The 26,609-nt window shown below is 54.5% G+C and carries 22 protein-coding genes and 1 pseudogene; 13 read left to right on the top strand and 10 right to left on the bottom strand.

Annotation, left to right across the window (positions count from 1 at the left end; all coding sequences use genetic code 11):
• Nucleotides 1-67: pseudogene (locus FAP39_RS17670) on the bottom strand (GTP-binding protein); the annotation flags it as partial.
• Nucleotides 68-167: 100 nt separating this feature from the next.
• Entirely contained in the window at nucleotides 168-779 is a 612-nt protein-coding gene (locus FAP39_RS13105) for a hypothetical protein (protein WP_138016852.1), read from the bottom strand.
• A gap of 148 nt (nucleotides 780-927) precedes the next feature.
• Here FAP39_RS13105 and FAP39_RS13110 point away from each other — a divergent pair, with 148 nt between their 5' ends.
• Nucleotides 928-2,310, top strand: a complete 1,383-nt coding sequence (locus FAP39_RS13110; RefSeq protein WP_138016853.1) for a cytochrome P450 — start codon at nucleotides 928-930, stop codon at nucleotides 2,308-2,310.
• A gap of 28 nt (nucleotides 2,311-2,338) precedes the next feature.
• On the opposite strand, the gene FAP39_RS13115 is transcribed toward FAP39_RS13110, so the two are convergent.
• The gene (locus tag FAP39_RS13115) at nucleotides 2,339-4,678 is read right to left on the bottom strand and encodes a DNA topoisomerase IV subunit A (protein WP_138016854.1); all 2,340 of its coding nucleotides are present in this window, start codon (nucleotides 4,676-4,678) and stop codon (nucleotides 2,339-2,341) included.
• A 154-nt stretch (nucleotides 4,679-4,832) separates the two neighbouring features.
• Here FAP39_RS13115 and FAP39_RS13120 point away from each other — a divergent pair, with 154 nt between their 5' ends.
• Together FAP39_RS13120 and FAP39_RS13125 are read left to right on the top strand one after the other, a co-directional pair.
• Nucleotides 4,833-5,465 (top strand): SH3 domain-containing protein, encoded by a 633-nt coding sequence (locus tag FAP39_RS13120; protein WP_138016855.1) that lies wholly within the window; start codon nucleotides 4,833-4,835, stop codon nucleotides 5,463-5,465.
• Nucleotides 5,466-5,523: 58 nt separating this feature from the next.
• Nucleotides 5,524-6,357, top strand: a complete 834-nt coding sequence (locus FAP39_RS13125) for an SDR family oxidoreductase (protein ID WP_138016856.1) — start codon at nucleotides 5,524-5,526, stop codon at nucleotides 6,355-6,357.
• Here the strand turns inward: FAP39_RS13125 and FAP39_RS13130 are convergent.
• Nucleotides 6,354-7,388: an ATP-grasp fold amidoligase family protein gene (locus FAP39_RS13130; RefSeq protein WP_171006855.1), complete on the bottom strand. Its 1,035-nt coding sequence runs from the start codon at nucleotides 7,386-7,388 to the stop codon at nucleotides 6,354-6,356. The two genes, FAP39_RS13125 and FAP39_RS13130, sit on opposite strands and share 4 nt — an antisense overlap.
• A 273-nt stretch (nucleotides 7,389-7,661) precedes the next feature.
• On the opposite strand from FAP39_RS13130, the gene FAP39_RS13135 reads away from it, so the two are divergent.
• Both FAP39_RS13135 and FAP39_RS13140 read left to right on the top strand, forming a co-directional pair.
• On the top strand, nucleotides 7,662-7,865 hold the full coding sequence (locus tag FAP39_RS13135) for a twin transmembrane helix small protein (protein WP_138016858.1): 204 nt from the start codon (nucleotides 7,662-7,664) through the stop codon (nucleotides 7,863-7,865).
• Nucleotides 7,866-7,869: 4 nt separating this feature from the next.
• Nucleotides 7,870-8,442 (top strand): cob(I)yrinic acid a,c-diamide adenosyltransferase, encoded by a 573-nt coding sequence (locus tag FAP39_RS13140; protein WP_138016859.1) that lies wholly within the window; start codon nucleotides 7,870-7,872, stop codon nucleotides 8,440-8,442.
• A gap of 56 nt (nucleotides 8,443-8,498) precedes the next feature.
• Here FAP39_RS13140 and FAP39_RS13145 read toward each other — a convergent pair whose 3' ends face one another.
• Nucleotides 8,499-9,287, bottom strand: a complete 789-nt coding sequence (locus FAP39_RS13145; protein ID WP_171006856.1) for an enoyl-CoA hydratase/isomerase family protein — start codon at nucleotides 9,285-9,287, stop codon at nucleotides 8,499-8,501.
• 287 nt (nucleotides 9,288-9,574) lie between these two features.
• Between FAP39_RS13145 and FAP39_RS13150 the strand changes: the two genes are divergently transcribed.
• Nucleotides 9,575-10,333 carry an electron transfer flavoprotein subunit beta/FixA family protein gene (locus FAP39_RS13150; protein ID WP_138016861.1) on the top strand — a complete coding sequence of 253 codons (759 nt, stop codon included), beginning with the start codon at nucleotides 9,575-9,577 and terminating at the stop codon, nucleotides 10,331-10,333.
• Nucleotides 10,333-11,262, top strand: coding sequence for an electron transfer flavoprotein subunit alpha/FixB family protein (locus FAP39_RS13155; protein ID WP_138016862.1), 930 nt, complete (start codon nucleotides 10,333-10,335; stop codon nucleotides 11,260-11,262). The genes FAP39_RS13150 and FAP39_RS13155 overlap by 1 nt, the downstream gene beginning before the upstream one ends.
• Nucleotides 11,263-11,344: 82 nt before the next feature.
• On the opposite strand, the gene FAP39_RS13160 is transcribed toward FAP39_RS13155, so the two are convergent.
• Genes FAP39_RS13160 through FAP39_RS13175 form a run of 4 tightly spaced genes read right to left on the bottom strand, consistent with a single transcriptional unit; the run spans nucleotide 11,345 to nucleotide 17,260 of the window.
• Nucleotides 11,345-12,841, bottom strand: coding sequence for a hypothetical protein (locus FAP39_RS13160; protein WP_138016863.1), 1,497 nt, complete (start codon nucleotides 12,839-12,841; stop codon nucleotides 11,345-11,347).
• Nucleotides 12,841-14,451, bottom strand: coding sequence for a CHAT domain-containing protein (locus tag FAP39_RS13165; protein WP_171006857.1), 1,611 nt, complete (start codon nucleotides 14,449-14,451; stop codon nucleotides 12,841-12,843). The genes FAP39_RS13160 and FAP39_RS13165 overlap by 1 nt, the downstream gene beginning before the upstream one ends.
• Before the next feature lie 54 nt (nucleotides 14,452-14,505).
• On the bottom strand, nucleotides 14,506-16,593 hold the full coding sequence (locus FAP39_RS13170) for a caspase family protein (protein WP_138016865.1): 2,088 nt from the start codon (nucleotides 16,591-16,593) through the stop codon (nucleotides 14,506-14,508).
• Nucleotides 16,594-16,603: 10 nt separating this feature from the next.
• Nucleotides 16,604-17,260 carry a hypothetical protein gene (locus FAP39_RS13175; protein ID WP_138016866.1) on the bottom strand — a complete coding sequence of 219 codons (657 nt, stop codon included), beginning with the start codon at nucleotides 17,258-17,260 and terminating at the stop codon, nucleotides 16,604-16,606.
• A gap of 162 nt (nucleotides 17,261-17,422) precedes the next feature.
• On the opposite strand from FAP39_RS13175, the gene FAP39_RS13180 reads away from it, so the two are divergent.
• The 6 genes from FAP39_RS13180 to FAP39_RS13205 all read left to right on the top strand — a co-directional run bounded on the left by FAP39_RS13180 (nucleotide 17,423) and on the right by FAP39_RS13205 (nucleotide 25,576).
• The gene (locus FAP39_RS13180) at nucleotides 17,423-18,745 is read left to right on the top strand and encodes a S1C family serine protease (protein ID WP_138016867.1); all 1,323 of its coding nucleotides are present in this window, start codon (nucleotides 17,423-17,425) and stop codon (nucleotides 18,743-18,745) included.
• Nucleotides 18,746-18,773: 28 nt separating this feature from the next.
• Nucleotides 18,774-19,469: a response regulator transcription factor gene (locus tag FAP39_RS13185; RefSeq protein WP_138016868.1), complete on the top strand. Its 696-nt coding sequence runs from the start codon at nucleotides 18,774-18,776 to the stop codon at nucleotides 19,467-19,469.
• On the top strand, nucleotides 19,466-20,842 hold the full coding sequence (locus FAP39_RS13190) for a sensor histidine kinase (protein WP_138016869.1): 1,377 nt from the start codon (nucleotides 19,466-19,468) through the stop codon (nucleotides 20,840-20,842). The genes FAP39_RS13185 and FAP39_RS13190 overlap by 4 nt, the downstream gene beginning before the upstream one ends.
• A 22-nt stretch (nucleotides 20,843-20,864) precedes the next feature.
• A complete protein-coding gene (locus FAP39_RS13195; protein WP_171006858.1) occupies nucleotides 20,865-22,325 on the top strand; it encodes a patatin-like phospholipase family protein in 1,461 nt (486 codons plus the stop codon).
• A gap of 149 nt (nucleotides 22,326-22,474) precedes the next feature.
• A complete protein-coding gene (locus tag FAP39_RS13200) occupies nucleotides 22,475-24,472 on the top strand; it encodes a caspase family protein (RefSeq protein WP_171006859.1) in 1,998 nt (665 codons plus the stop codon).
• Nucleotides 24,473-24,514: 42 nt separating this feature from the next.
• Entirely contained in the window at nucleotides 24,515-25,576 is a 1,062-nt protein-coding gene (locus FAP39_RS13205) for a serine protease (protein ID WP_138016872.1), read from the top strand.
• Between the two features lie 162 nt (nucleotides 25,577-25,738).
• Here FAP39_RS13205 and FAP39_RS13210 read toward each other — a convergent pair whose 3' ends face one another.
• Nucleotides 25,739-26,449, bottom strand: a complete 711-nt coding sequence (locus FAP39_RS13210) for a hypothetical protein (protein WP_138016873.1) — start codon at nucleotides 26,447-26,449, stop codon at nucleotides 25,739-25,741.
• Between the last annotated feature and the right edge of the window lie 160 nt (nucleotides 26,450-26,609).

Consider the following 26,609-nt stretch of genomic DNA (forward strand, 5'->3'; position numbering starts at 1 on the left):
GGTCAACGTGACCGATGGTACCGATGTTGCAGTGCGGTTTGCTGCGTTCAAACTTTTCCTTAGCCATTTGCCGGCGCCTTCTTCAAGTTGGGGGCCCACCTGGCCCTAAAGTTATCTACCGCGCGCGACATATTGCGTTGCGCGCAAAAAATCAAGGACCACTTGCGCTATTGATTTTCCATTGCTTCTCGTGATCGAGTGTCTTTGTTGTCTTTCCAGCATTTTGACAATTCTGCTGCTGTAGGCGAATCTGTCATACAGGCCCGATTTTCTTCAAGCCACTCTTCGATCTGCGCCGCGACGTTATAGCTGAGGTTTGCCATCTGTTGCTCTTTGGTCATGGTATAGCCTGAGCCCAGCACAGACGCGCCCGTTATTGTTTCAAGCACAATAATTTCTTTGGCTTCATCGTTGAATTTTTTGCCCGCCCGATCATCCCATGCGGTGACCGTGACGATCAGAGCCGACTTGGGCGCCATCAATACCGGAACACCGGGTTGTGCCAGCACATATCCGGCAATATTCACGCCCAAATGCACCATGCGCTCACCTTCGTACCGATCAAGGCGCGCTGCGATTGCAGACTTAACAGAGTTAATCCAGACCTCTTTGGACGCCTCCCGCGATAGGGGGCCTTTGGTCAGTTCGGGCGCGACAACAATATTATGCCCCAGACCAAAGTCACCAAGGTCGACCGCAGGTTCATCCACAGGCGTTGTTGGGACAGCGCAAGAGGCCAGCGTCAAGAGCGCAGTGCAAAGCGCGATTATGCGGATCATGAAACCAGTTCCCCGATGATGTGTTTCTTGCGGCATACCGCATGCGGCACGAGGGTGCAATCTTCGGCCAACATCGCTTGTGAGATGGCACCGGTTTGCTCCAAGGCCTCCGCGTGCCTATGTTCCTAAGAGAGCATGGAGATCCCGAATGCCAACAACATCGCACCCGCAGACTTCAGACAGTGTGTTTCCAGCACACACACCTCTGGTCACCGAACCCTTGGGGCTTTGGGGGTCCTTTCGCGCCGCGCGGCGCAATCTTCTTGGCATTCTGCCAGATCTCGCCGTGCGCCAACCAATGGTCTCTGGCCGTACAGGGTTGCGCTGGCACATGGTGATGGACCCAGACGCCATTCGGCGGATTTTATTAGAGAACGTCGAAAACTATCCAAAGTCTCGCGCGACCAAAAACATTCTGCGCCCTGCCATTGGCGACAGCCTGTTTATTGCAGAAGATGCGCATTGGCGCTGGCAGCGGCGCACGGCGGCCCCGGTTTTTTCTCATCGCAACGTGATGGCTCTTGCCCCCGTCATGTCCGCAGCCGCCCAGCGCAGCATCGCACGCATCCACGAGTCGCAAGGACGTCCGATAAATTTGATGGACGACATGGTGCGCACCACATTTGACGTGATTTCCGAAGTGACTTTTTCCGATGGCGACACATTTGACAGCGCAGCGGTACACAGCGCAATTGACGCCTATATCTCAGCGGCGGGCCGCATTTCGCTGATGGATATGGTTGGGATGCCTGACTGGATACCGCGTCCATCACGCATCTTTGGCGGGCCCGCTGTTCAGCAAATGAAACAAGTGGCGGACCAAGCCATCGAAGACCGCCGAGCGCGCGGCCCAAGTGATGTCCCTGATCTGCTTGATCTATTGCTGGCGGGCGAAGACCCCGAAACCAAGCGGCGCATGAATACGTCCGAGCTGCGCGACAATATTTTGACGTTTATCGTGGCGGGTCATGAAACAACGGCGCTGACATTGGCTTGGTCATTGTACCTGTGTGCCTTTGATCCACAGGTCCAAGCCCGTGCACGCATTGAGGCACAGCAGGCCCTGCAAGGCGACCCGAACGGCATTACAAACCTTCCGTTTCTACGCCAGATCGTGGATGAAGCCCTGCGTTTGTATCCTCCGGCGGGAATCTTGTCGCGCACGGCCCAAGCTCCCGATACGCTGTGTGGCCGAGAGGTCAAAGCAGGCGACACGGTGATGATCCCGATTTATGCACTCCACCGCCACCATCAACTTTGGGAAAACCCGAACGCATTTGATCCAGAACGATTCGCCGATCGCAAAGCCATTAACCGCTATGCGTATCTGCCATTCGGAGACGGCCCGCGCATTTGCATCGGGGCCAGCTTTGCATTGCAAGAGGCCATTCTGATTTTGGCGCACCTGCTGGCGAATTTTGAATTCAGTTTGGTCGAGGATTGCCCGCCCGAGCTCGTGATGATTCTGACATTACGTCCGGATAACGGCATATGGCTACGGGCGCGCCCTGTACACGACGCCTCTGAATAAGGCGCCGCGTGACGATCCACGGCATTCACTAGCGAAACTTGTGCGACCTCGGGAAACCATAAGGCGGTTTTTTACCAACACCGGCGCGCTTGCCAAGCCACTCGCTCAGATCAGGCTCGTGGCGGGTTTTGCCGCCGCCCATTTCCCAGCTTAACCCATCATCCCAGTTAAAGGTCACGACATCAGACAACCCACCGTCCAGTTCGAGCGTCCCTTGGCGGCCACGGGCCATATTGTATTTCTGAATACGAACCCCCTTGCCGCGTCCCATTTCAGGAAGATCTGTCAGGGGGAACACCAAGAACTTGCCATTTTCCGAAACCACCGCGACGTGGTCACCGCTGACCGGAATACAAATCTTGGCCTTTGCATCGTCCTTAACGTTCAATACCTGTTTCCCGGTACGGGTTTGGGCAATCACGTCCTTTTCAGGCACGACAAACCCATCACCGGCGGATGACGCCACCAACAGCTTGCGCTCAGGTGCATGGATAAGGATATCCAGAATTTCAGCTTCGTTGGGCAGATCAACCATCAAGCGCAAAGGTTCACCCATTCCGCGCCCACCCGGCAGGTTGGCCGCCGAGAGGGTATAAAACCGCCCATTGCTTGCGAACACCAGCAAGCGGTCGGTGGTTTCCGCGTGGAAAATGAAACTTGGCCCGTCGCCATCTTTGAATTTCAACTCGCGGGTCAGATCAATGTGACCTGACATCGCGCGTATCCACCCCATTTGAGAACAGACGACCGTAATCGGCTCTTTGTCGATCATCGCTTCAAGCGGGACTTCTTCGATCTCGCCCGCTTCGGAGAACATCGTGCGGCGCGCGCCGCCCTCATAGTTTTTGCCAAATATCTTTTTCGTATCTTTAAGCTGCTCAGCGATTTTGTCCCACTGCAGGCCTTCACTCTCGAGCAAGTCTTCGAGTCCAGCGCGCTCTTCCATCAAGGCATCGCGCTCGCGGACAAGTTCCATTTCTTCAAGGCGGCGCAAACTGCGCAAGCGCATGTTCAAAATGGCTTCAGCCTGAACCTCGGAGAGTTCTCCTGCCCCTTTGGCGGGCAATGGCGACACATAATCATGCTCTGATGTGGCGCGAACGTGATCAAGGCCCCAGTTTTCGGCCATCAACGCCTGTTTGGGCGCATCATCATAGCGGATGATATCAATCACACGATCCAAATTCAGGAAGGCGATAATGAACCCTTCCAGAACCTCGAGACGGTGATCAATCTTTTCAAGACGGAACTGGCTGCGGCGTTGCAGAACTTCGCGCCGATGATCCAAGAAGGCACGCAGCACTTCTTTCATGCTGCAAACCTTGGGCGTAACCCCATCGATCAGCACATTCATGTTCAGACTAAACCGGACTTCCAGATCAGAATTGCGATACATCATCCCCATAAGAACCTCGGGGTCGACGTTCTTTGAGCGCGGCTCGAGCACCAAGCGGATATCGTCTGCTGATTCATCTCGAACGTCCGCCAAAATCGGAATTTTCTTGGATTGGATCAGTTCTGCGATCTTCTCGATCAGTTTGGATTTTTGAACTTGGTACGGAATCTCCGTGACCACGATCTGCCACTGACCCCGCCCTAAATCTTCGACGTTGTATTTACACCGCAAGCGAAACGATCCGCGCCCTGTCGCATAAGCTTGGGCAATATTCTCGGGCGGCTCGACGATCACGCCCCCGGTCGGAAAATCAGGCCCCGGCACATAGTTGAGCAATGTATCATCGCGCACGTCCGGCACTTTGATCATGTGCAGACAGGCGTCGCAAAGTTCGCTGATGTTATGAGGTGGGATATTTGTTGCCATCCCAACAGCGATTCCCGACGACCCGTTTGCCAGCAAATTCGGGAACGACGCAGGCAACACAACAGGTTCGGTCAGTGTGCCATCATAGTTTTCGCGAAAATCCACCGCATTTTCGCTCAGACCATCCAGCATCGCCTCGGCAACGGCCGTCATGCGCGCCTCGGTATAGCGCGACGCCGCCGGATTATCCCCGTCGATGTTGCCAAAGTTCCCCTGACCATCCACCAACGGATAGCGCACGGCAAAATCCTGCGCCAAGCGGGCCATGGCATCATAAATCGCTGCATCGCCGTGCGGGTGATAGTTCCCCATCACATCACCAGAGATTTTGGCCGATTTCCGGAAGCCACCTGTTGAGGACAGTTTGAGTTCGCGCATCGCGTACAGGATACGCCGGTGAACCGGCTTCAACCCGTCACGTGCATCCGGCAAAGCACGGTGCATAATCGTCGACAGCGCATAGGTCAGATAGCGATCGCCGATCGCACGTCGCAGAGGTTCTGTCACTTCGCCCAGAGGCAAATCATCATCTACAAGATCAGTCATAGTATCGGTGTAGACATAAGGCATGTGGCGGTAAAGCAGACACGGGGAAAAAATCAGGATTTTTCCACTCGCACCAAATTCATAAAAATGTGTTATACAGAATTTATTGAGTTTCCACCTTATTCACCCCGACTTTCACTACAAGGTTTCGATTGTGTCGCGTTTTGTTCTTCTTAGTTTTGTCTTCATGGGATGGGCCTTTTACGAGGTCAGCGGAGGTGCTGATTTTAAACCAGAACCTCCTGCGCGACTGGCACGCGCGGCCGCGTCAGGCCAAGTTGCGCCTGCGCCTGAAACGGCTTTGGCCACAGGCGCAACATCGACAATTTCGAACACCTCTCAAGCCACCACTCACACCACCATATCCAACTCGGAAACAACCGCGTCTATTCAATCCGCGTCTCTGAGTTCAACCGTTGCCTTTATCCCCAAGACACGCAGAAACACCTTGTTATCGTTGCCCATACCGACACCGGGCACGACGCCGTTCAGCATTGTCCCCCCGACACAAGCCACACCCACCACTCACGAAACACGCCTGTCGCAGGCGTCGCTTGCCACCCCTCCGACAGACCCCGTCCGGGTTACTGATATTCGACGTGTGCGCGCATCTCGCATCAACATGCGAAATGGCCCGGGAACACGCTACAGCGTTTTGGCCAAACTTTCGCGTGGGGCCACCGTCGAAATCCTGCAAGAACCCGGCAACGGTTGGGTCAAAGTCAAAGTTGTCGAAGGCGGGCGCATCGGCTGGACATCGGCCAAGCTTTTGCAAAAACAGAACTGATTGATTTTACACGCCATGCATTCCATAGCTTTGGAAACAAAATAACCGCAGGCGCGACATGACAGGCAAATCCATTCTCATCACAGGCTGTTCCAGCGGCATCGGTCTTGACGCCGCACAATTCTTACATACGCAAGGATGGCAGGTATTTGCATCCTGCCGACAACAAGACGATTGTGATCGCCTTGAAGCACAAGGGTTCAAGAGCCCACGCATCGATTATGAAGACCCCGATAGCATCCAAGCCGGCCTTGCTCAGGTGCTGAAAGAAACGGGGGGCACACTGGACGCCCTGTTCAATAATGGTGCCTATGCCATTCCCGGCGCGGTCGAAGATTTGCCGTGCGATGCGTTGCGTATCGCATTCGAGGCAAATTTGTTTGGCTGGCATGACCTGACAACCCGCGTCATCCCGATCATGCGCGCGCAGGGCCATGGGCGGATCATAAACTGCTCTTCGGTTTTGGGGCTTGTCCCGATGAAATGGCGGGGGGCCTATATCGCCACCAAGTTTGCACTGGAGGGGCTGACGGATACGCTACGATTGGAAATGCGGGACACTGACATTCACGTTTCTCTCATCGAACCGGGACCAATCACCACCGATTTCCGCATCAATGCAACCAAACAGTTCGAAAAATGGATTGATTGGGAAGCCAGCCCACGTGCGGATCAATATCGCAACAGTTTGCGCAAGCGCCTCTATGCAAAGACCGACAAACCCGACCTTTTCGAGCTGCCATCAAGCGCCGTGACAGCAAAGCTGGCACATGCACTGACCGCCAGACGACCGCGCCCCCGATATTATGTCACCAAGGCCACCTATATCATGGGTGCGCTGCGGCGCATTCTGCCAACACGCCAGTTGGATTGGATACTTGCCAAAAGCTAACGCCCTGCGGTGGCCAACAGGGGATCGCCAGCGTGGTGGCCCCAACTGGTTTCAAGTGGCCAGCCAAGGGCCTTGGCAACCTTACGACCGTGATCAAGGTATTTCGGCAATGTCGACATATCCATCATTGCGCCCATGTCATCAAAGACTCTGGCGGGCACAGGGGGTTCACGCATCGCATGCGTGGTCAATGTCACCTCGCCTAAAATCAGGCGGTCATTCATTTCCAAGAAGTCAATTCGCGCATGAATGAACTGGCGGGCCAAAAGACGTGCGTCCGCCAAAATTTGGTCAAACTTCTCGGGGCGTGGCGTATCATGTTTCGGATGCGGATATCCGGCCATCGCAATATGCTGGGGCTTCCATTCCCCGTCGAAACAGTCCCTTTCGCCCTTATGTCGATCAAATATCGAAATAAAATACGGCTCGCCATGGATGCAAACCAATTTACATTCTCGGCCGAACTTGTCCGAAGGGAGATACTCTTCAAGAACATAGCGACGCGGCAAATCTTTGTAGTGCAACTCTGCATACCGCCTCCAGTGGTCCAGAGACTTCCATTTTTTGATCGCCTTGCGTAGCTCTCGTTCGGTTGTGGGGTCATCGGGCGTATGAACAAGATGCATCGAACTTCCGTCAGACACCTTGAGCACCCAACGATCAGGAAGCTTGCTCCACTCAATCTGGTCCGGATCATCAAACACCTTAATAACCCTGCTCGAAGGCGTTTCAACACCGCTATAATCAAAGAACTTCCGGACCGCGCTTTTGTCAGCGACAAGCGACATGAGCGGGTTGGGGTGCATCAGTTGTAATGCGCGATTTTTCTCAGCAAAACAGTGCGGGTTGGCAAAATCGGGAACACGTCCAAACCCTTGCGCATAGGGATAGGCGACGGCCTCGATCTCGTTCAAAAAGGCATGATCATATACATAGGCCTGTCGGCGGGATGGTGGCAAAAAATGCGCAACAAGCTCCGCGCGGCTTAACCGCTTGCGAATGGGGTGAAGAAACTCTTCTAGCTTATCCAAACTGTTGCCCTTCCAATCCATAATATATCACGACGCACGCCTGTCACGAGAACAATTCAAAGTTATTTCAAAACATATATGTGTTTTTGATTGTATACTCCCACAGGCCGATCAGATGTGACAGGGATCAAAGTTCTCGGAAAATTTGACGCCAACCTTTCAACGCGGTGCCCGAGTTCCCAACTAGGGTTTTAGCGCGAACCCGTGATAGCAGTTTCGATTTTCCATTGGACACGTTAGAACCACGGCAACGCCTGATGAAGGAGAAGAATCATGGCAGATGATCCACTGTTTTATGTTGTCGTTGCATCCGTCGTAGGCGTGTTGATCATTTTGATGATTGGGATTGGCGGTTTCGCCAAAGGCGGAGATTTCAACCGCAAACACGCAAACCGGATCATGCGGTATCGCATCGCAGCACAGTTTGTCGCGATTGTTTTGATTTTGGGTTTCATTTGGATTCGAGGCAAAGGGTAAGCGCATGGTCGTTCTAAACAAAATTTACACACGGACCGGAGACAAGGGCACCACGGCTCTTGGAAACGGCGATCGCGTCGCAAAACATGATGCGCGTGTAAACGCCTATGGAACGTCAGACGAATTGAATGCCGCACTTGGTGTCGCGCGCCTGCATGCCGACACTGACATGGATGTGGCTTTGTCGCGCATTCAGAACGATCTGTTCGATCTGGGGGCCGACCTATGCCGACCAGACCTATCCTCGGATGCAACCGCAGAGTACCCACCACTGCGGATGGTAGAAAGCCAAACCACACGTCTCGAGACCGAAATTGACGCCATGAATGCCTCGCTGAGCGCTCTGCGCAGCTTTATTCTCCCTGGTGGATCGGCTTTGTCGGCGCATTTACATGTGTGCCGTACGGTGGCCCGACGCGCCGAGCGGTTGGCCACCGAATTGTCGACCCAGGAAGACGTGAACCCGCATGCAGTCAAATACCTGAACCGTTTATCAGATTGGTTTTTTGTGGCGGCACGCATTGCCAACGACAATGGCGCATCTGATGTGCTCTGGGTGCCTGGCGCCAACCGCTAAAGATGCGGCCCTTTCTCACGTTCGTCAGAAAGGGCGCATTTTGAACATGGTGGTGATTACCGCCCCTTGAAGACCGGCTTTTGTTTGGTGAAAAACGCTGAAATCGCATTCCCGGAATCTTCCGAGTTCGCGCATTTCATTTGGTATTCGCTTTCCATCAGCGCAATTTGTTCGTGGCTTTGCGTGTGTGCCGCCCGCATGATCTTTTTCGCGTATGACAAACTTAGTGGTGCGCGCTCGGCCAACATGGCCGCCCATTCTGCGGCCTCTGCACGCAAGTCTTCATCCGGAACCACTTTGTTCACCAGACCAAGCTCGCGGCATGTCGCTGCATCAATCATGTCCGCCTGCGCAATCGCGGCAAACGCGCGCTTGGACCCCATATGTTGAAGCAACAACCAACTTAAGCCACCATCAGGCACCAACCCAATGTTTGAAAACGGGGCAAAACACGTTGCACTTTCCCCCATCACTGCCAGATCCGTGGACAGCGCAATAGACAGACCAACCCCGCCCGCAACGCCATTGATCGCGGCAATATATATCTTGGGGCTTTGTGTGATGGCATCAATGATCGGTTTGTAATCACGCACCGAGATATCGAACATACCTTTGCGAGTCGCGAAATCACCAAGCTCTTTTAGATCCGTGCCTGATGTGAACGACGTTCCCGAGCCGGTCAAAATGACCACGCGCACGGCATCATCGGCTTCGGCCTTGGCTTGCGCGGTCAGAATTTCTTGGCGAACCTCAGTATTCATTGCGTTCATGGCTTTGGCACGGTTCAACTGAATTGTCGCGACTTTGCCATCCACAGAATATTTCACATTTGGCTCTTGGGTCATTTGCGTTCCTCCGCTCGCTGCTTCCACAGCATCAAAGTCGTAAAATAGCGGATTAGAAAGCCCAAACGCCATTCGACGTAACGGGACAATTCGCGTATCGTTACGTCAACTCTTTTCAGCTCGGTAACATTCTTGCAAAGAATTTGCTCTCAAAACACAAAACGCGACGTCGCTTAACCCTAACGTGACGATTTTGCGCTGTTTCAGGACCGCGCAAGAATATATCACGTGCGAGAGAGCTTTTGATCGAGTCGTTCTCGGCTCACAAACTAAGGAGTCCTACGCCCATGAAGGTACTTGTGCCTGTCAAGCGCGTGATTGACTACAACGTGAAAGTCCGTGTGAAGGCGGATGGCAGCGGTGTTGATCTCGCCAATGTAAAAATGTCGATGAACCCATTCGACGAGATCGCAGTCGAACAGGCGATCCGTCTGAAGGAAGCTGGCAAAGCTGACGAAGTGGTCGTTGTATCGATCGGCGTCAAGCAATCTCAAGAAACCCTGCGCACCGCGCTGGCGATGGGTGCAGATCGCGCCATTCTTGTTGTCGCGACAGATGACGTTCACACAGACATCGAGCCTTTGGCCGTTGCCAAGATCTTGGCAAAAGTGGTCGAAGAAGAGCAGCCCGGTCTGGTTCTCGCTGGCAAGCAAGCCATCGACAACGACATGAACGCCACCGGCCAAATGTTGTCGGCCCTGCTGGGCTGGTCGCAAGGGACCTTTGCATCCGAGCTGGATATCGACGGTGACAAAGCCGTTGTGACCCGCGAAGTTGACGGCGGCCTGCAAACCATCAACGTGACGATGCCTTCGATCATCACCGTTGACCTGCGTTTGAACGAGCCTCGCTATGCCTCGCTGCCAAACATCATGAAAGCCAAGAAAAAGCCGCTGGATGAGAAATCTGCGGATGACTATGGCGTTGATGTCTCTCCTCGTTTGGAAGTCGTTGGCACCGCCGAACCAGAAGCACGCGCAGCTGGTATCATCGTCGGTTCGGTAGACGAACTGGTTGAGAAACTTAAAGAAGCGGGGGCTGTATAATGGCTGTTCTTCTTCTCGCAGAAGTCACAAATGGCGAATTGGCGTTCGACGCCACAGCCAAAGCTGTCACCGCAGCCAAAGCGCTGGGTGATGTGACCGTTCTGGCTGCTGGCGCATCTGCTGCCGCTGCTGGTGAAGCTGCTGCAAAAATCGACGGTGTTGCCAAAGTTCTGGTCGCCGAAGATGAGACATTGGGCCACCGCCTGGCGGAACCAACTGCAGCGCTTATCGTCTCGCTCGCAGGTGATTACGAGCACATCGTAGCCCCGGCAACAACTGACGCTAAAAACGTGATGCCACGCGTGGCTGCACTATTGGACGTTATGGTCATTTCTGACGCGTCTGGCGTCGTCGATGGCAACACGTTCGAGCGCCCGATCTATGCTGGCAACGCTGTTCAGACTGTCAAATCGTCGGATGCCAAAAAGGTCATCACCTTCCGGACATCAACTTTTGACGCTGCTGGCGAAGGTGGTTCTGCGGCTGTTGAAGCCATTTCGGCCGCTGAAAACCCAGGTCTGTCGACATGGGTTGAGGACAAGGTTGCCGCAAGCGATCGTCCCGAGCTGACTTCGGCTGGTGTGGTTGTGTCTGGTGGCCGCGGTGTCGGTTCCGAAGAAGACTTCAAACTGATCGAAACACTGGCTGACAAGCTGGGTGCTGCGGTTGGCGCATCGCGCGCGGCTGTTGACTCGGGCTATGCACCAAACGATTGGCAAGTAGGTCAAACAGGCAAAGTTGTTGCGCCAGAGCTGTATGTGGCTGTGGGCATCTCCGGTGCCATCCAACACCTTGCTGGTATGAAAGACTCGAAAATCATCGTGGCCATCAACAAAGACGAAGAAGCTCCAATCTTCCAAGTCGCGGACTTTGGTCTGGTGGCCGATCTGTTTACTGCAGTTCCAGAATTGACCGAAAAACTGGGTTAAACCTACTTTTTGGACATATGAATATCGGATAGGCCTGCCATTGCGGCGGGCCTTTTCTTTTTATCTAGGTGAACACCGTACCTTACTGCGGCGCCTGATAAATTGTGCACCCCAAAAAGCCGTGAACGTCGTCACAGTCGGGAGCCATCAACCGAGCATCGAGTCCTGCCGCCGATGCATTATGCGCCGCCAACAAAAATGACTCGAGAATACCATGCGCCTCTTGCTTGGCCGCACGTGCTCCAAAGACGGTATCCTCACGCGTGTTCAAAGCCGCCTGCCGGCTCCACAGGCTGCGCCTCGCATAGTCTAACGTTTTGGCAAATGCATCAGAATACGCCAGAGCACGCGTCGCATCCTTTAGGAAAAACGCCCCATCAGAGAGCATATTTTCCTGATAATATGCCATCAACGCATCCGTCGATGCGATCAAGCCAGCACTGTGGATGGGCCTTTCTTGGCGTATGGCAATAAACGCACGCGCCAGATGAATATAATACTCCGCAGCCAATTGGTTGACGACATCGCCAGTTTCCACAGCGGTATCGCGAAACGCGCCCAGCAGGCGCAGGCTTTTTTCCATATCCCCATCGACCACAGCCGACACCGCCTGCCGCAACATCATTTCGATTTGTTCGTCGTGATCGTCCGCCAATGGGATCGCGGCCTCAAGCGCTGCCGTTTCAATATCGCGCCGCCCGAGATTTGACGCGACGGACGCGAGTTCCGTCAAAATATCAAATGACATTTCGGCAAACTCTGCCGAAAGAGGTTCAGGGCTATTCCAGTCAGGCGCGCCATGAAAATCCCAAGGTGACGTGGTCAGATACCCAAGTGCGCGCAAATACGCATTGGCGCTGTCGACGCCTCTGCCCAGCCCCGTCAAAGCACGCCCATTCAACAACTCAAGCTCGGCATTGAGACGGCGGACTTCACGATCGTCCAACCCCATATCCAAGGGCAACACTGCGGTGCTGGTTAAGCTCAGTACCGACGCAAACTGGTTCTGTTGCAGGTGCGATGCGGCCCGTTCCAGAACGTCGCGCGCAAGGTCTGTCGCGGCACTGTTGAACTTTGAGAGCGTCCCCTGCCCCCAATATGCAGCGTCCGCCTCATAGCTGTCGGCCATGGCATCATCAAATATGTTTCGCAGTTTTGGCGTGATCAAAACAGAAAGCTGATATGCCTCTTGCAGACGGCCCATATCCGCCAACGCATATGACAAAGACACCTGAAGGATCGGGCGAAAATCATCCTGTGACGCGTCCCCTGCAATCAATGCCAACCCTTCTTCTGCGAGGATCAAAGCAAATCCGGGGTTCTTTTTGTAATTGCGCACGACATCGGTCAACATCGCGTAAAAGATCGCAAAATCCGGTGTGATCGTGCCTGAGGCCCGCGCCGTCCGCAGAACATTTGTCAGATACAGGTAAGCGGCCTCGTCCCCCTGCCCCGTCGCAAGCACCTCTTCCAACCCGGCAACGACCGTGTCAAAATCATGTGTTTGTTGTGCGGGCACCGACGTGGCCAAGCAGAAACTCAGGCACCCGGTGCACAGAATTTTTGCAAGTCCGCGCATCAATCCCCCCCATCACCGACAACGACAAACGGGGCCCACGCCGCCGGATGCGCCAAACTTGGATCCGACGTGTCATCCAGCATCAGCTGCATCGAATGCTGCAGTGCCTCTGCCTTGCGTCGGGGTGCACCACTGCCTGCATCTGCCAGATATCCAAATGTCTGGGTCGTCAGCCGCGCGGCAGCATCGTCACGGACCGGCCAGTGAGACACCATAATGGCCCGCGCACCAGAAAACAAAAATGCCCGTGTCAGGCCCGACAGGCCTTCGGCATCCGGTGTTCCGTCGCCCCCCGCGGTGTTGCAAGCCGACAGGACAATCCAATCTGCATCAATGGTCAGTTCTGCAATTTCTGACGCCTTCAGCAAACCATCATTCGCGGGTGTCGCAAGATCAGGCGGGGATAACACCAAGGCTGGCTCAGCAAGCCCCCTAAGCTCGCCAGACAGCAAACCGTGCGTTGCAAACGCAACCACTTTTGCCCTGACTGGCAAAGCTTGCCGCAGGGTGGCTTCGGAGGCTTGAGGTCCCAAGTAGATTTGGCTCGTCTCGGGTCCCAGAATTGCAGACAGCTCACGAATTTCACGACGCGTGTTCGGCAAAGGAGCCAAGGCGCGTATGCTTTCCAAGTCTGCAGTGCCAGCACGATACAAAGAACCGCTGGGCTGTGACATTTCTTGCCCCGAAAAGTCGGGATCACCAAACCCCAAAAAGGCATAATCTTCTTTAACTTTAGGCTCTGATCGTCGCTGAACAATCAATTGCAGGCTCTCGACCGACGGCAAGGTCGTCATGGCGTGCTTTTGAAACAGCCAGCTTGTACGTCGCAGCACTTCTGGGTCATCGTCTTCGCCCGTCAAAGGCCAGTCTGTGACCAGCAACGATAACGGCAACCCCGTCAAAGGCCCATCAACCACGGAGTAGAGATGTTTGACATCCTTGAGGGTCGGTTCAAGCGGACGCAACAATTCGCCATACAATAACCCGGACCACACGCGATCGAACGCGGCCGTTTTGGGTTTTCCAAATTCATCATCCAGCCCAGCAGCGCCTCGCAACAACGTGGCCTGCTGCAGCGACTGACGGATTTGCCCCACGCTATCTGCAAGCGTCACGCGCCCAAGCCCAACCCGATGCCACGCAATGCGGGTTGGCGTTATCGCCCAGACAAAACTGTTTTGTTGTCCAGAAAAAACAAAGAGCATCCCCTCATCCGGCGCAAGCAGCGCCTGCACTTGGTCAAGCGACAAAGGGTGCGGATTTGTGAGTCTGCTAAATTCGGGGAAATTCTGGTCCAGATTTGTGTCGAGATCACGTAACTCGGCATTCAGTCCTTCAAGATCGCCGGCCAGTCGCACTTTGGCATCTCGCGCTTCGCCCGTTTTGTCGGTGCCCGTCGACGCGAGCAAGGTTTCGGTTTTTGAGATTTGATCCACCAGTAACTGGCGCGCCTTGAGCAAGTCGGCAAGAGGTCCGTCACCTACGGCCCGACGTTGCTGTGTTTGACGCAGAGCGCTACCTGCAGAAGACAAAAACCCCCACTGCGCCGCTTGAAAAGCCTCGTCCATCAAGCTTGGCTGAACCGGAACCTGCGCGCGACCTGTTGTCATTGTCCCACACAACAAGACCATCACACCAAAGGTGAACCAAGCCCCGCGCACAGCCTAGTTTTCCACGGGAACTGTATCGATTTCAAACTGAAATATCTGTCCCGCTGGGCCTTCATCTGCGGTGTCATCTCCCAAGGCGACGGCAGCGCGGGTTGTGCTGCCGAACCCAGCCTCCTGAAAGGCTCTGACCACGGCTGACACGCCCGTTCCCCGCGTCACAGCAAGATCGTCTTGTGCCATAAAGCTTAGATTTTCGACGATTGATTGTGGTTTGGCAGGAGACATCACAAGAATCACACGCTCGCGCCCAAAGCTTTGGTCGGTGATGCGCAGCAGCCCCTTTTTCAAACTATCCCCCGGTTGCATGCGCCCAGAGTAAAAATGCGAGATCGAGTAATCGCTGCCGACAAACAGCACGTTTATATCGATTGGTTGGTCTGTGTTGTTTTGCGCCAAAACATGCACCTCGTCCCCAGGAAGCAGTCGCGGCACAGATACGGGTTCAAGGTCACGCAAGGCTTTGTTTTGTTTGTTTCTGGTACGCAATGTGACATCCACATCCAAGTCCGAGCTCCCGTGCCCGGCTCCAATGCGCAGCAAATTCAAAGCCCGTGCGATGTGCATGAAGCTGTCTTCCAAAACGATTGCAAGCTCTTGAGTCGTTTTGCCTTCGAGCCGTACAGACGGCGTTTTGTTCGCAAGCCCTTCCTCGAGCATGCCAGAGGCAGGCAAGAGCCATACATCCTCAGAGCGCGAGCTTTGCGGTAAAACAGCAAGCCGAATATCAGCGGGTTCGCCTGGTGCAACAAAGACAAGGCGTCCGCGTTCCCCCACATCCGCACGCAAAGCCGTAAGCGCATCAGAGACCTTGCGATCCAATACCGCATCTCCAGACGCCACAGGCAGCGCGACTGTCAGGCGAAAATCGGTGTCTTCGCCAAGTTTTCGCAGATATGCGCCGCGCGGAATGCTCGTCGTCTTCACAGGCTCTACCTCGGCAGAAAATGTGTCTGCTGACAGGACGCGAAACGTACCAAGCGCAGCGTCGTCTGCATCGCTTGCTGACGCCATCAAAACAAGTTCGCCACCAACCTTGAGATTATGCAACGCACCTGCAGGAATGGTCATGACATCCCCCGACACATCCAGAGGCCATTGCGCAATTTTGGGGCTTGGGCTGCCTGAAAATACAGTGCTATCCAGATCGCCTTCGAACATGGGCGTTGAGCGCGCCAAGTTCAGCGAAGAATAGCGTCTAAGAATTTCTTGGCCTAACTGCCGATACGTAATACCTGGATTTTGGGTCAACGTTTCAAACAGAACAAACGTGAAAACACCTTGTGACCGGCGACCGGGTTGCCCCTTGGGCATACGTTTCTCAGGGGTGGTTTCATTGGTTTGCGCCGCAAAAAAGGCGACCAAGCTGCCTTGCCCATCCGCAGATAGCGGGCTTTGCGCCCGATCACGCGGATTGGGAACAGCACGGCTTGTGGTTTCTGCCGCATCCATTTTGTCATACGGCACGCCCAGCGCCGAGGCGTCGAGCTTGCGCATGCGGACCTCGTCATCTCCAGTAGGAGCGGCACGTGTTGCTGTGCCGGAATGACAACTGTCAAACACCGCCCAAACCATCGCGCCTTTCGCCTGAAGGCCGCCTATCAACGCGCCAATTTCATCATCCACAAGTGCGTTTTCCACATTTCCGGTGGTGTCATTCCACGGACCGATATCCACCGGAAGAAACAGCTCGTCTAACCCATCCAGTTCAGAATCCGGATCAATGGCAGGTGCCTGAGACCCATGCCCAGAAAAATGCAAATAGACAAAATCACCGGGACTTATGCGCTTTTCCAAGTCGGCAAACGCCTGACGTATAGCCGCCAGCGTGGGAGCGGTGCCACCTTCGACACCATCGGCCAAAAGGGCAATGTTCTGGCTTGCGAATGGGACCGTCGCCGATGTCGTCAGATACCTTGCCACCAAGTCGATGTCATTCGCAGGCCCCTTGAGCCAATATCGCTCGTCCAAGTTCTGATAGGTAGACGCCCCAATAAGGATCGCGTGATTTTCACGCGCGTCTACGGACTGCCCACCAGCAAACCACCCCGCCACGATCAATATCGTCAGAACCAAAATTCGCATCAGCCGCCTCCTAATTCGTAATCAAAGAATACGTGTTTCCTGCATCACCGGTGTTTTCTACCGTGATCGTAAATCCTGCGGTCTGCGCAGGGCGCCAACCGCAATACGCGATGTCGCTGGCATCGGTATCAGAACACACAAGCCAATCCTGGTCATCGTGCACAAATAGATTCAAATCTGAACTCCCGGTGCCTTCGATGTATATTTCGGCATATTCGCCGCCTCTGAGCGCCAGAGATGCATATGAATCGGTGCCTCCAGCCGAAATTGATGTGATGCTGTATACGGGCCCACCTGCGACACCCTTGGACGTTTCTGCGCGCACATCTTCGATCAAGCCAAGCAATGCGGCATCCTCTCCAGCGGCATTTTCTGCAGCATCCAGCATAGATTGCCATGTGCGGAACTGTGCTTGGGGCAACTGCAAAGACGCAGGGTATGGCGAGGTTGGCTCGCGATCAGAGTATTGGACCGCGATGGCTTTGCGCATTTTTGCAGCCACAAGCATAAACAGCGGGTCCTGAGCTTGCACCCCCTGAGAATAGAGTTCAGCCGACAACCGCAAACGGTCCACGGGTGCGCTGTCTTGTGTTTGGCTTTGCGCCATCGCCGGCACCGCCGCGGCGTTCAATACGAGCAAAAGAATAAATGCCGTCGAGGATTTCATGAAAGCCTCCTGCTTTATAATATCCTCTATACTAGAAGCCAAAAATTCCTTCGGGCAACGTTTTTCAGCCACCTAACAGTATTATAACGGCATTTGTCATGTGCGTCTGCGCAGGGTGGCCATTAGGTTGGGTTCGAACTTAAGAATTCAAGGAAGCCCGACTTGCGACAGATTTTCAATATCCTCAAACTCTCGTGCCTTCTGATGGTTTTCGCATTTTCTGCAGCGGCCCATCCGCCTTTGGACAAACCTACCAGTCTCAAACAAGCGATTGCGGCAACGTTTCTGGTGCAAACGAATGATCTTGAACAACGTTTGCTTGGGTCTGGATTTCTATTTGGCGCCACCCGCATTGTGATGACCAACGACCATGTCGTGGGTGCGGAAAGGACCGTGCGGCTGGTCGCGAGCGATGGCCGCACCGCAATTGCCAAGGTCATTTCACGCGACAGGCTACGCGACATCGCAATACTGCAAGTCATGTCGGACACGTTCGACACTGTGCGCCCTATTCAAGTCGCAAAAACCGCGCCTGAACTCGGGCAGGTGATATTTGCCATCGGCGCGCCATACGGCGCAGACTTCAGCCTTTCGCGGGGCATTGTCTCTGCACTCGGACGCCAAATCGAAGCAAATGTTCCCGTTCGGATGATACAACATGATGCCGCCGTAAATCCCGGAAGCTCGGGTGGGCCACTGGTGGACGCCAAAGGACAATTGATCGGCATGAATAGCCAAATCGCCGATGGTTTCAGAAGCTTTATTGGCATCGCGTATGCCATCCCAGCAGGTAACCTTGTCCGGGTGCGTGACGCCATGCATACCACAACACAACCGCCTATGCAGACTCTGGGTTTGCGTGTGCGCCCCGTGTCGCCACGGATTGGTGCAGCCCTTGAAATGGGCCCAGCGTCCGGCATTCTCGTAGATCACGTCATGGCTGGCGGTATCGCCGAGGCCGCTGGCGTGCAGGCCGGAGATATCATGGTCTCGCTGGGGAATCAGCCGCTTACTGTGCCCGGTGATCTGGCGTTTGCCCTTGAACACGTCGCCATACAGGACGTTGTAGATCTCAAGGTGCTGCGCGGAAAACGCATCAAGACGCTGTCCGTTCAGGTATCGCAAAAACCCGACCTCAAGGCAGCCCCCGAAGCGAGGCTTCCATTGGAAACACTTGACTATTCCATGTCAGACATCGGGCTACAGCTAAGTTCTGACGGCCGTATTCTGAGTGTAACACAAAACAGCCTTGCCCATTTCGAGGGCCTCTCGGCAGGAGATCAAATCATTGCGATCAACAGCCAGGACCTTGCGAAAAATGGCGCGCTTCTCGCAGATTTTCGCATCCAACAGCCCGCGCTTGTCCTTGTGGCCCTTTCGGATGGCTCGACACGTCATTTTGTTCTGGACCCATGGCGCAAGCCCGGACGTCTTCGTCCAGTCAGCGGCGCGAATGTTCTTGACGAAGAGATCGTGATCTTTTGATATTTAACAAAGCGGAAAGGTTATCATCATGACACAAGTTTTGATTGTCGAAGACGACCCAGTGAGCAGCCGCGTGTTTGAACGCACAGCCCGCGATCTTGGCGGCGAGCCGACCACAGCAGCGACATATGACCGTGGGCTTGAATTGGCCACGACCGGAAGCTTTGACTTGATCGTGATTGATCGCATGCTGCCCGGCGGTGATGGCGTTGACGCAATCGCAAAGCTGCGCTTAGCCGGATCAAACGCGTTGATTTTGGTGGTCAGCGCACTTGGGCGATCCGCGAACAAAATCGAAGGCTTGGAAAAGGGGGCTGATGATTATTTGGCCAAACCCTTTGACCCAGAAGAGTTGCGAGCACGCATGCAGTCATTGATGCGACGCGTGACAATTCAAACAAGCGACAACGATTTGATCGCATTTGGCGATTTGGAAATTCGCCGCAAGGCAAGAACAGTGCATTTCGGGATCGACCATGTTCCTGTCACGCCAAAAGAATTCGATTTGCTTTGCTTTTTTGCCATCAATGCAGATGCCACCGTGACCCGCATGCAGCTCTTGGAAAATGTTTGGAATTTGCATTTTGATCCGCAAACCAACGTGGTTGATGTGCATGTCGGGCGTTTGCGCCGCAAACTCGAAGAAGCCTCGGGACGTAGCTATATCCAGACCTCCCGTGGCGCCGGATACATGTTTCTGCCGCAAATCGCGGTCTCGGCATGATAGAAATGAAAGGGTTACGCACCTCAGCAAGTCTGCGCGTAACCGTTTTGGTGGCATTGCTGATATCGGGTTTCTCGGTCATCAGCCTCTCAGTCCAGTACCTGCAGGTGCGTTCCGAGCTGGCGAGAAGTCAAATCAACGACCTGCAAGCCGATCTAGATGCCTATAGTGCACTCTATGACCAACGGCGAATTCCGGCATTGCGGCAAGCCATGGAGTTTCGTGCAACGGCACGCCCTACGTACGACTATGTCTATTTGTTGCTAGACAAGAAAGGGCAGGTCCTTGCGGGAAATATCCCCGAGTGGCCAGCAGGCCTTGCCCCCATCGGAAACGGGTTTCAAACCGACCCCATCGCAGAATTCGAGATGACGACGCCCGACAACCATACGGATGCGTATATCGGTGTGGCGCGCGATTTACCCGGCGGGTTTCCACTCTTGGTCGCCCACTCGCTAAGTCGACAAACGCAGCTCTTAACGGATCTGCGAAGGCGGATTTTTTATGTCGCTTTGGGGATGAGCGCACTCAGCATCTTAGGTGGCTGGATGGTCAGCCGCCTTGTCTTGGGGCGGATCAACAGGATCAACCGATTGGCGGACAAGGTCGCACAGGGGGATTTGGATGCACGCATCCCTGGCCCACAAACACCCGACGAGTTCGGCGCGCTCGAAAATCACTTGCACTATATGCTGGACCGTATTGGCGCATTGCAAAAATCCACATCTGACTTGAGCGATGCAATTGCCCACGAGTTGCGCACCCCCTTAAATCGGATACGACAACGGCTGGACGAGCTGGACGCGGATGATGAAACGGTCATCGCGCTTGAGGCCGAGTTGCAATCCACAGTCGCGATATTTGACGCGCTTCTGGACATTACTGCGGCCGAGGCCGCAACCGGAAGTCAGCCCGGACTCAAGCCCGTCTGCCTGTCGGATATCTGCCAAAACGTGTTTGATCTGTACGAGCCATTGGCCGAGGATAGACATCTGGAGATGACCTGCGCGCTGCCACCGGACTTGTGGGTGTTAGGAGATACAAACCTGATTGCCCGTTTGCTCGCGAACGTCTTGGACAATGCCCTCAAATTCACCAGTTCTGGGGATACCGTCCACCTAAGCTTGGTGCCCAGCGGGATGTATTACAACCTCACGCTTTCCGACTCCGGCCCGGGGCTCCCTAAGGGCCTGCAAGACCGCGCCTTTGAAAGATTCACACGGGGCGATCAGGTCGACACAGTTCCCGGACATGGATTAGGGCTCGCGCTTGTAAAGGCCATTGCGCTGCGGCATGGCGCAAAACTTAGGATTGTCCCAGATAAAAAAGGGTTTGCCGTTGAAACCCGATGGCCTAAGCTTGAACAATTGTAACAGGCTGGCCCATTTTTTACTGATGATTAAGTCGCTTTCTCCGATGTCTCGCAACGCCATGGGTGCCCTTGCCCTCACGATTGCCGGATGCGCCGCCATCAACCAGCCAATCAACAAACCCATCTCTGCTGGGCAATCCTCATCATCCGCCGACACCTCGTTTATCCCTGAAAATTTGGACGATAGTGTTTATATCGGCTTGGCGTTTTCAGGCGGCGGCACGCGCGCCTCGGCGTTTGCCCACGGCATGTTGACCGAATTGCAAGCCACCAGCCGATCCAAGTCCAACCCTGACGGGCTGTTAAAACACGTCCGTCTGGTCACTGGCGTCTCTGGTGGGTCGGTCACTGCGGCCTATTATGGCCTGCGTGGGCCAAAGGGGCTAAGCACCTATCGCGACGGCTATCTTGTCAAAGATGGCGAAAAATACATGTCTACATCGGCCTTCAACCCCATCACCCTTTCCAAGGGCATATCGGGCGGGGTGAACAGCCGTGACACCTTTGCGCGATTTATGGACGAAACGATTTTCCATGGGGCAACTTACAAAGAACTGTTGAAAAACAGGGATATCCAAACGTGGATAAATGCCAGCGATATCGCCAACAACGCACCATTCCTGTTCACACCAGAGACATTTGACGCACTGTGTAGTGATCTGTCTCAGCTGCCCATTTCAGAGGCCGTAGCAGCATCCGCTGCGGTGCCTCTTGTCTTTAGCCCGATCGTGCTCAAGTCACATCAAGGCTGTAAATATACCGAACCTGATTGGCTGGTTGCAGCACGCCACAACCCCGAGTCGACCTCGGCAATGCGGGCCTATGCGCAAGCCCTTGAAAGTTATCGAGATCCCGCAAAAGTCCGGTATGTGAAACTGTTGGACGGGGCTGTGACGGATAACTTTGGGACCACAGGTCTTTCCGTAGCACGCGCCAAGGCCAAAAACTCGTATGGGCCCTTAACCGAGCGCCAAGCCGTACAAATCAAGCGCATGCTGTTTCTGGTTGCGGATGCGGGCACACAAAAAGATTACCGCTGGACCCAGAATATCAAAGGCCCCGGCGGGCTTCAGTTGGCACAGTCGATCGCCAGCAGTGCAACGGGGGCCGCAACACGTGTCGGGTACGACGTGATGCGTCTAACACTGCGCAATTGGCACGCCGATCTTATCGATTTCCGATGTGGTCTTTCGCCTGACGATGTGGTGCGGCTGCGTGGGCATTCCGAAAACTGGGACTGTGCGGACGTAAAACTGTTTGTCGGGGACATTTCCTTTGCAGACTTAGATGCGGATATGCGCCGTCAGCTCAACGAAATTCCAACGCGTTTGACGTTGCCCGCACCGCAAGTGGACCTTGCCATTCTTGCAGGACGCGAAAGCACTCGCCGCAGTTCGGAGTTCAACGGATTTCTGAAAAGCCTGAAACAGTCTGCGTCAACCGTGTCACCAAATGCACGGCGCATCACCCCGATCAAGAATTAACGAACATTATGACGGGGCCTGGATGACAAATTCCTTTAACATTCGGCACAGGCTTGCATCATCCCTGTTGCGCATTATCCTTCCTGACCATGGGTAAAGCAATTTTCAGATCACGCCTCACAGTCCCACTTATTGTTATGGCGCCCGCCATGGCCAGTTTTGCCATGCCTGCTGCGGCCGAAACCCACGCCGTGCTTGTTGGCGTTAGCGACTATCTCTATCTGGATGCAGATCTTAAGGGCCCGGCGAATGACGTTGCTTTGATGGCCCAAGCCCTCACCGCACGCGGCGTCCCCCCCGAAAACATCACGATCCTGACATCTGATGGCACGCACCTTGCAGATACGTATTCCATCAAGCCGCCAGAACGGCACAACATTTTGGCCGCGCTTGAGGACCTTGCCAAGGTGACAGCCACTGGCGACACCGCGCTCTTTTACTTTTCGGGGCACGGATCGCAGGCGCCCGACATCGATGGTGACGAACAAGGCGGCTATGACGAGATTTTCCTGCCGTCTGATGCCAAGAATTGGAAAGGCGCGATTGGCGCCGTGGAAAATGCCATAGTAGATGACGAGTTGCGCGAAAAAATGACGGCCATCACCCAAGATGGCGCGCAATTGGTTGGTATCGTGGATGCCTGTCATTCTGGCACCGGATTTCGCGCGATCGGCGCGAAAGGGGTGGCGCGCTATGTCGCCCCGGAAAGTCTGGGCATTCCACAGGCAACCTTGAGTGATGGCACAGTCACACCAACCGCTTTGGATGGTGAGTTTGTCTTCTTGTATTCGTCACAATCCGATCAAAGATCATTTGAATACCCTCTTACCAGCACTGGAGATTCTCCTGCGTGGTACGGGGATTTCACCCGCAGCATTGCTACTGCTTTGCAACACCATCCGGACCTGACCTATGAGCAGTTGCTGGAAGTCACACGCAAGGACATGCGGCGCGCGTCGGCCACAGCGACACAAACACCGGATGCCGAAGGCCCTCTATTGGACACACCTGTTTTTGGGTCTGCGCCGGATACACAAACACGCCTCTCAACCCAGAATGGCACGTTGTTGAGTGGCGCCCTAGATGGGCTGACCGTTGGGGCCGAAATTGCCATTTTCGACTCCCTTGAGGCCGAGCAGAGCTTGGGGACCGCAAGGGTCGTATCGATTACCGCAACAACATCAAAACTGGCCCCCTCTGGAGAGTTCATTATGCCCGAAACGGCATATGCAGAAATCTTGCATCCAGGTGCACCAGAGGCGATGATCATTGCCCCGCCTACCGCGGTGGACACATTTGATGGTTATCACTACCGCCCGCTTGAGGACGCGATCGACCAGATGTCATTGGATGGTGTTGTGCTTTCTGACGTCGACTTTGACGCTGCGCTTTTTTTCACCCAAGGCGGCATTGCCATCACTGGGCCCGATGGTGTGCTTGATCCCCACGGGCCAGAAACGTCACCACGCTTTTTTCCATCCGACGACGGCAACATCACAACAGATTTGCGCGCGTGGATCGAACGGGCCGCACAAGCCTTCACCCTGCGGCGCGCCTTGGCGTTGGCCGAAGGTGGACACAAGGGCTTTAGCCTTGGGCGTGGCGGCGTAAAAATTGACCTAACACGGAAAAAAGGTCAGCTCTCTGGCGCGAAATGCGCGACCAAACCCGCCGAGGAAAGCGCCATCGTATCTGGTGACGCTTTGATCCATTGCGACCAGCTGTGGTTGGAGATCAAAAATCTATCCACCAAAGCCCAAGACATCACGGTGCTTTATATTGACGGCGCATTTCAGATCGATGCCCTTTGGCCTCAGGGCACCCTGTCTAACCGTTTGGCGTCAGGAGAAACCAAACGCCTTGGGTTTCAGATGGAAAATTGGGATCACGACGGCCTTGGCTTAAGTGCTTTTGAAGAATTGATTGTATTGTCTGTCCCCGCAACGGCTGATGGGCCGCGTACTGTTCTCAGCGCTCTGGCAGAGACGAGCACCCCACGAGACACGGACGCCAGCGGTCTTGAAGCTTATCTACGGGCGGCAACATCCCCAGACACGACCACCCGCGCCTTATCTTTAAATACCAAAATCTCACCTCTTAAAGTTCACCGTTTCGGCCTGGAGATATTGCCTCAGGCCACACCCTAAAGCGCGCACCCTCTACGCCGCTCATTTGCAGGAGAAGTATCAATGAAAAAAAAGAGTCTTATCGTAAGTAGCGTCGTACTGTCATTTGTATTGGCGGCAGGCAGTCAAGCGCAGGAATTCAACCCACCGTCGCCGGATGCAACATTGGCGTCCCCTTTTGCATATGCGGAAAGCCAGAAGAAGGCCGAGCACGCCAAAGAGGTCGCAGCAAGCGACAGCGGGTCAAAGGTTATTGGCGGTGAGGTCTCGCGCGAGGGCGCGTGGCCTTGGCAAGTTGCCCTTGTTATTGGTGGGCAAAATCCATCTCCTGACTCACAGTTCTGTGGCGGGTCAATGATTTTGGATAACTGGGTTCTGACCGCGGCCCACTGCATCCACATGGCCGACGACCAAGGCGTGTATCGCGATATCCACCCAAGTCGCTTTGCGGTGGTCGCCGGGACAAATAAACTGGACGGTGGATCAGGTGATATGATCCCGGTCGAGGCTGTCTTCCGGCACCCGTCCTATGATGGCAATGAATTTGATCACGATGTTGCCCTGATCAAGCTCCAGCGTGCGCCACGTGTCCGCTATGAAACCATCAAGGTTCCAGATGCCGAGTTTGGCGATATTCTAGAGCGGCCCGGTGTCACCACGATTGTGACGGGTTGGGGACTGACCGAAGGCGGCAACCACCCTGATCGCCTTCATGAAACGCAGATCCAGATGCTCGATCGTGACATGTGCAACTCTATGTTGCTGGAAGCGCGCGCGACCGAAGCCGTCAAGGGATTTGGTTTCGCGGCACAGGTCTTGGGCATGAACACGGCGACGGCCCAAAGTGCATGGGAAGAATTCATCCGCCACGTTCGTGACCCCCTCACCGCCAACATGATCTGTTCAGGATCGCTGGCGGGTGGCAAGACATCTTGCCAAGGAGACAGCGGCGGCCCATTGGTTGTTCCGCTCAATGACGGGTCTTATATTCAGGCCGGTATCGTGAGCTGGGGATTGTCCAGCGGTAACGGCAAAACATGTGCCGAAGACGCGATCTTTTCTGCATATACGCGCACCGCGAACTATGTGGATTGGCTAAATCAAACGATCCAATCCAACGACTAAGACATCACCATTGACACCTTAGAGCCCGCCCAATGCTTGGGTGGGCTTTTTCATGGCTGTGTACCAACACCAATGTGAACGGACAGAGCTAGTTGGCCAACACAAAAAGGGTGCCCGCTTTCACGGGCACCATCCAGTCTTGGGGAGAGAGGTCGTCTGGGATTAATTGGTCAGCAAATAATAGCTGTTGCGCACGCGGCCCTGGTTCACGACACCGACAAGGAAATACCCATCCCAACGCGGTGTGAACGAGCAATACAGCTGGTCGGAATAGCTCACGTCTTTGCAGATCACATTGCCATTTTCATCAGTTACCAACAGATCAAGATCCGCATCGCCGTCGCCGACAATCGCGAGTTCAGCAAGTGACCCGCCATAGAACGGAACCGAGAACACGTCGGTGCGTCCGGCCCGCAGCCGGCTTAGGGTCCGTGAAGGCCCGCCAATACGACCGCGTGCGCCTTCGGCTTCGGCGTCTTCAATCAAGCCCATCACCGTGGGATCACCCGCAGCAAGTTCCTTGGCAGAGGCCAACATCATCTCGGCGGTCACAGGAGAATCCACGCCATCGCCGCCATCTGCAACTTCGCCGGCACCTTCAGTTGGCTTGTTCTCAACGTCTCTTTCTACATCTTCTACTTCGATCGACATTGTAATCTGTGCTGCAGCCAAAACGGCCAATGCGTTGCCGCTTTCCATACCATAAGAATACAGGTTCTGAGCCATCGCCAATTGCGCGACGGGGCCTTGGGCACCCTGCGCCCCTTGGGTGTGGTTGCTGCCACTTTTATCTTCGGCGAACGCCGCTGGTGCGGCAGCCACAAACAGGGCAGCAGCACATGTCAGCGCCATATTTTTCAATTGGAAGTTCATTTCAGAGCCTTTCACTTTTCAAACGCGTTGCACCAAATTTTCGAGGCGCACAAAACTATAACAAAAGCCTGTCACCTCTCGCGGAAAAAATGAACCCCCTTTTTGGTGACAAAGACCGTTAGTATCCGCTCTTTTTTGGCCACTTCAGGCATTTTACCCT

The sequence above is a fragment of the Shimia litoralis genome, assembly GCF_005518135.1.
GTDB classification, from domain to species: domain Bacteria; phylum Pseudomonadota; class Alphaproteobacteria; order Rhodobacterales; family Rhodobacteraceae; genus Shimia_E; species Shimia_E litoralis.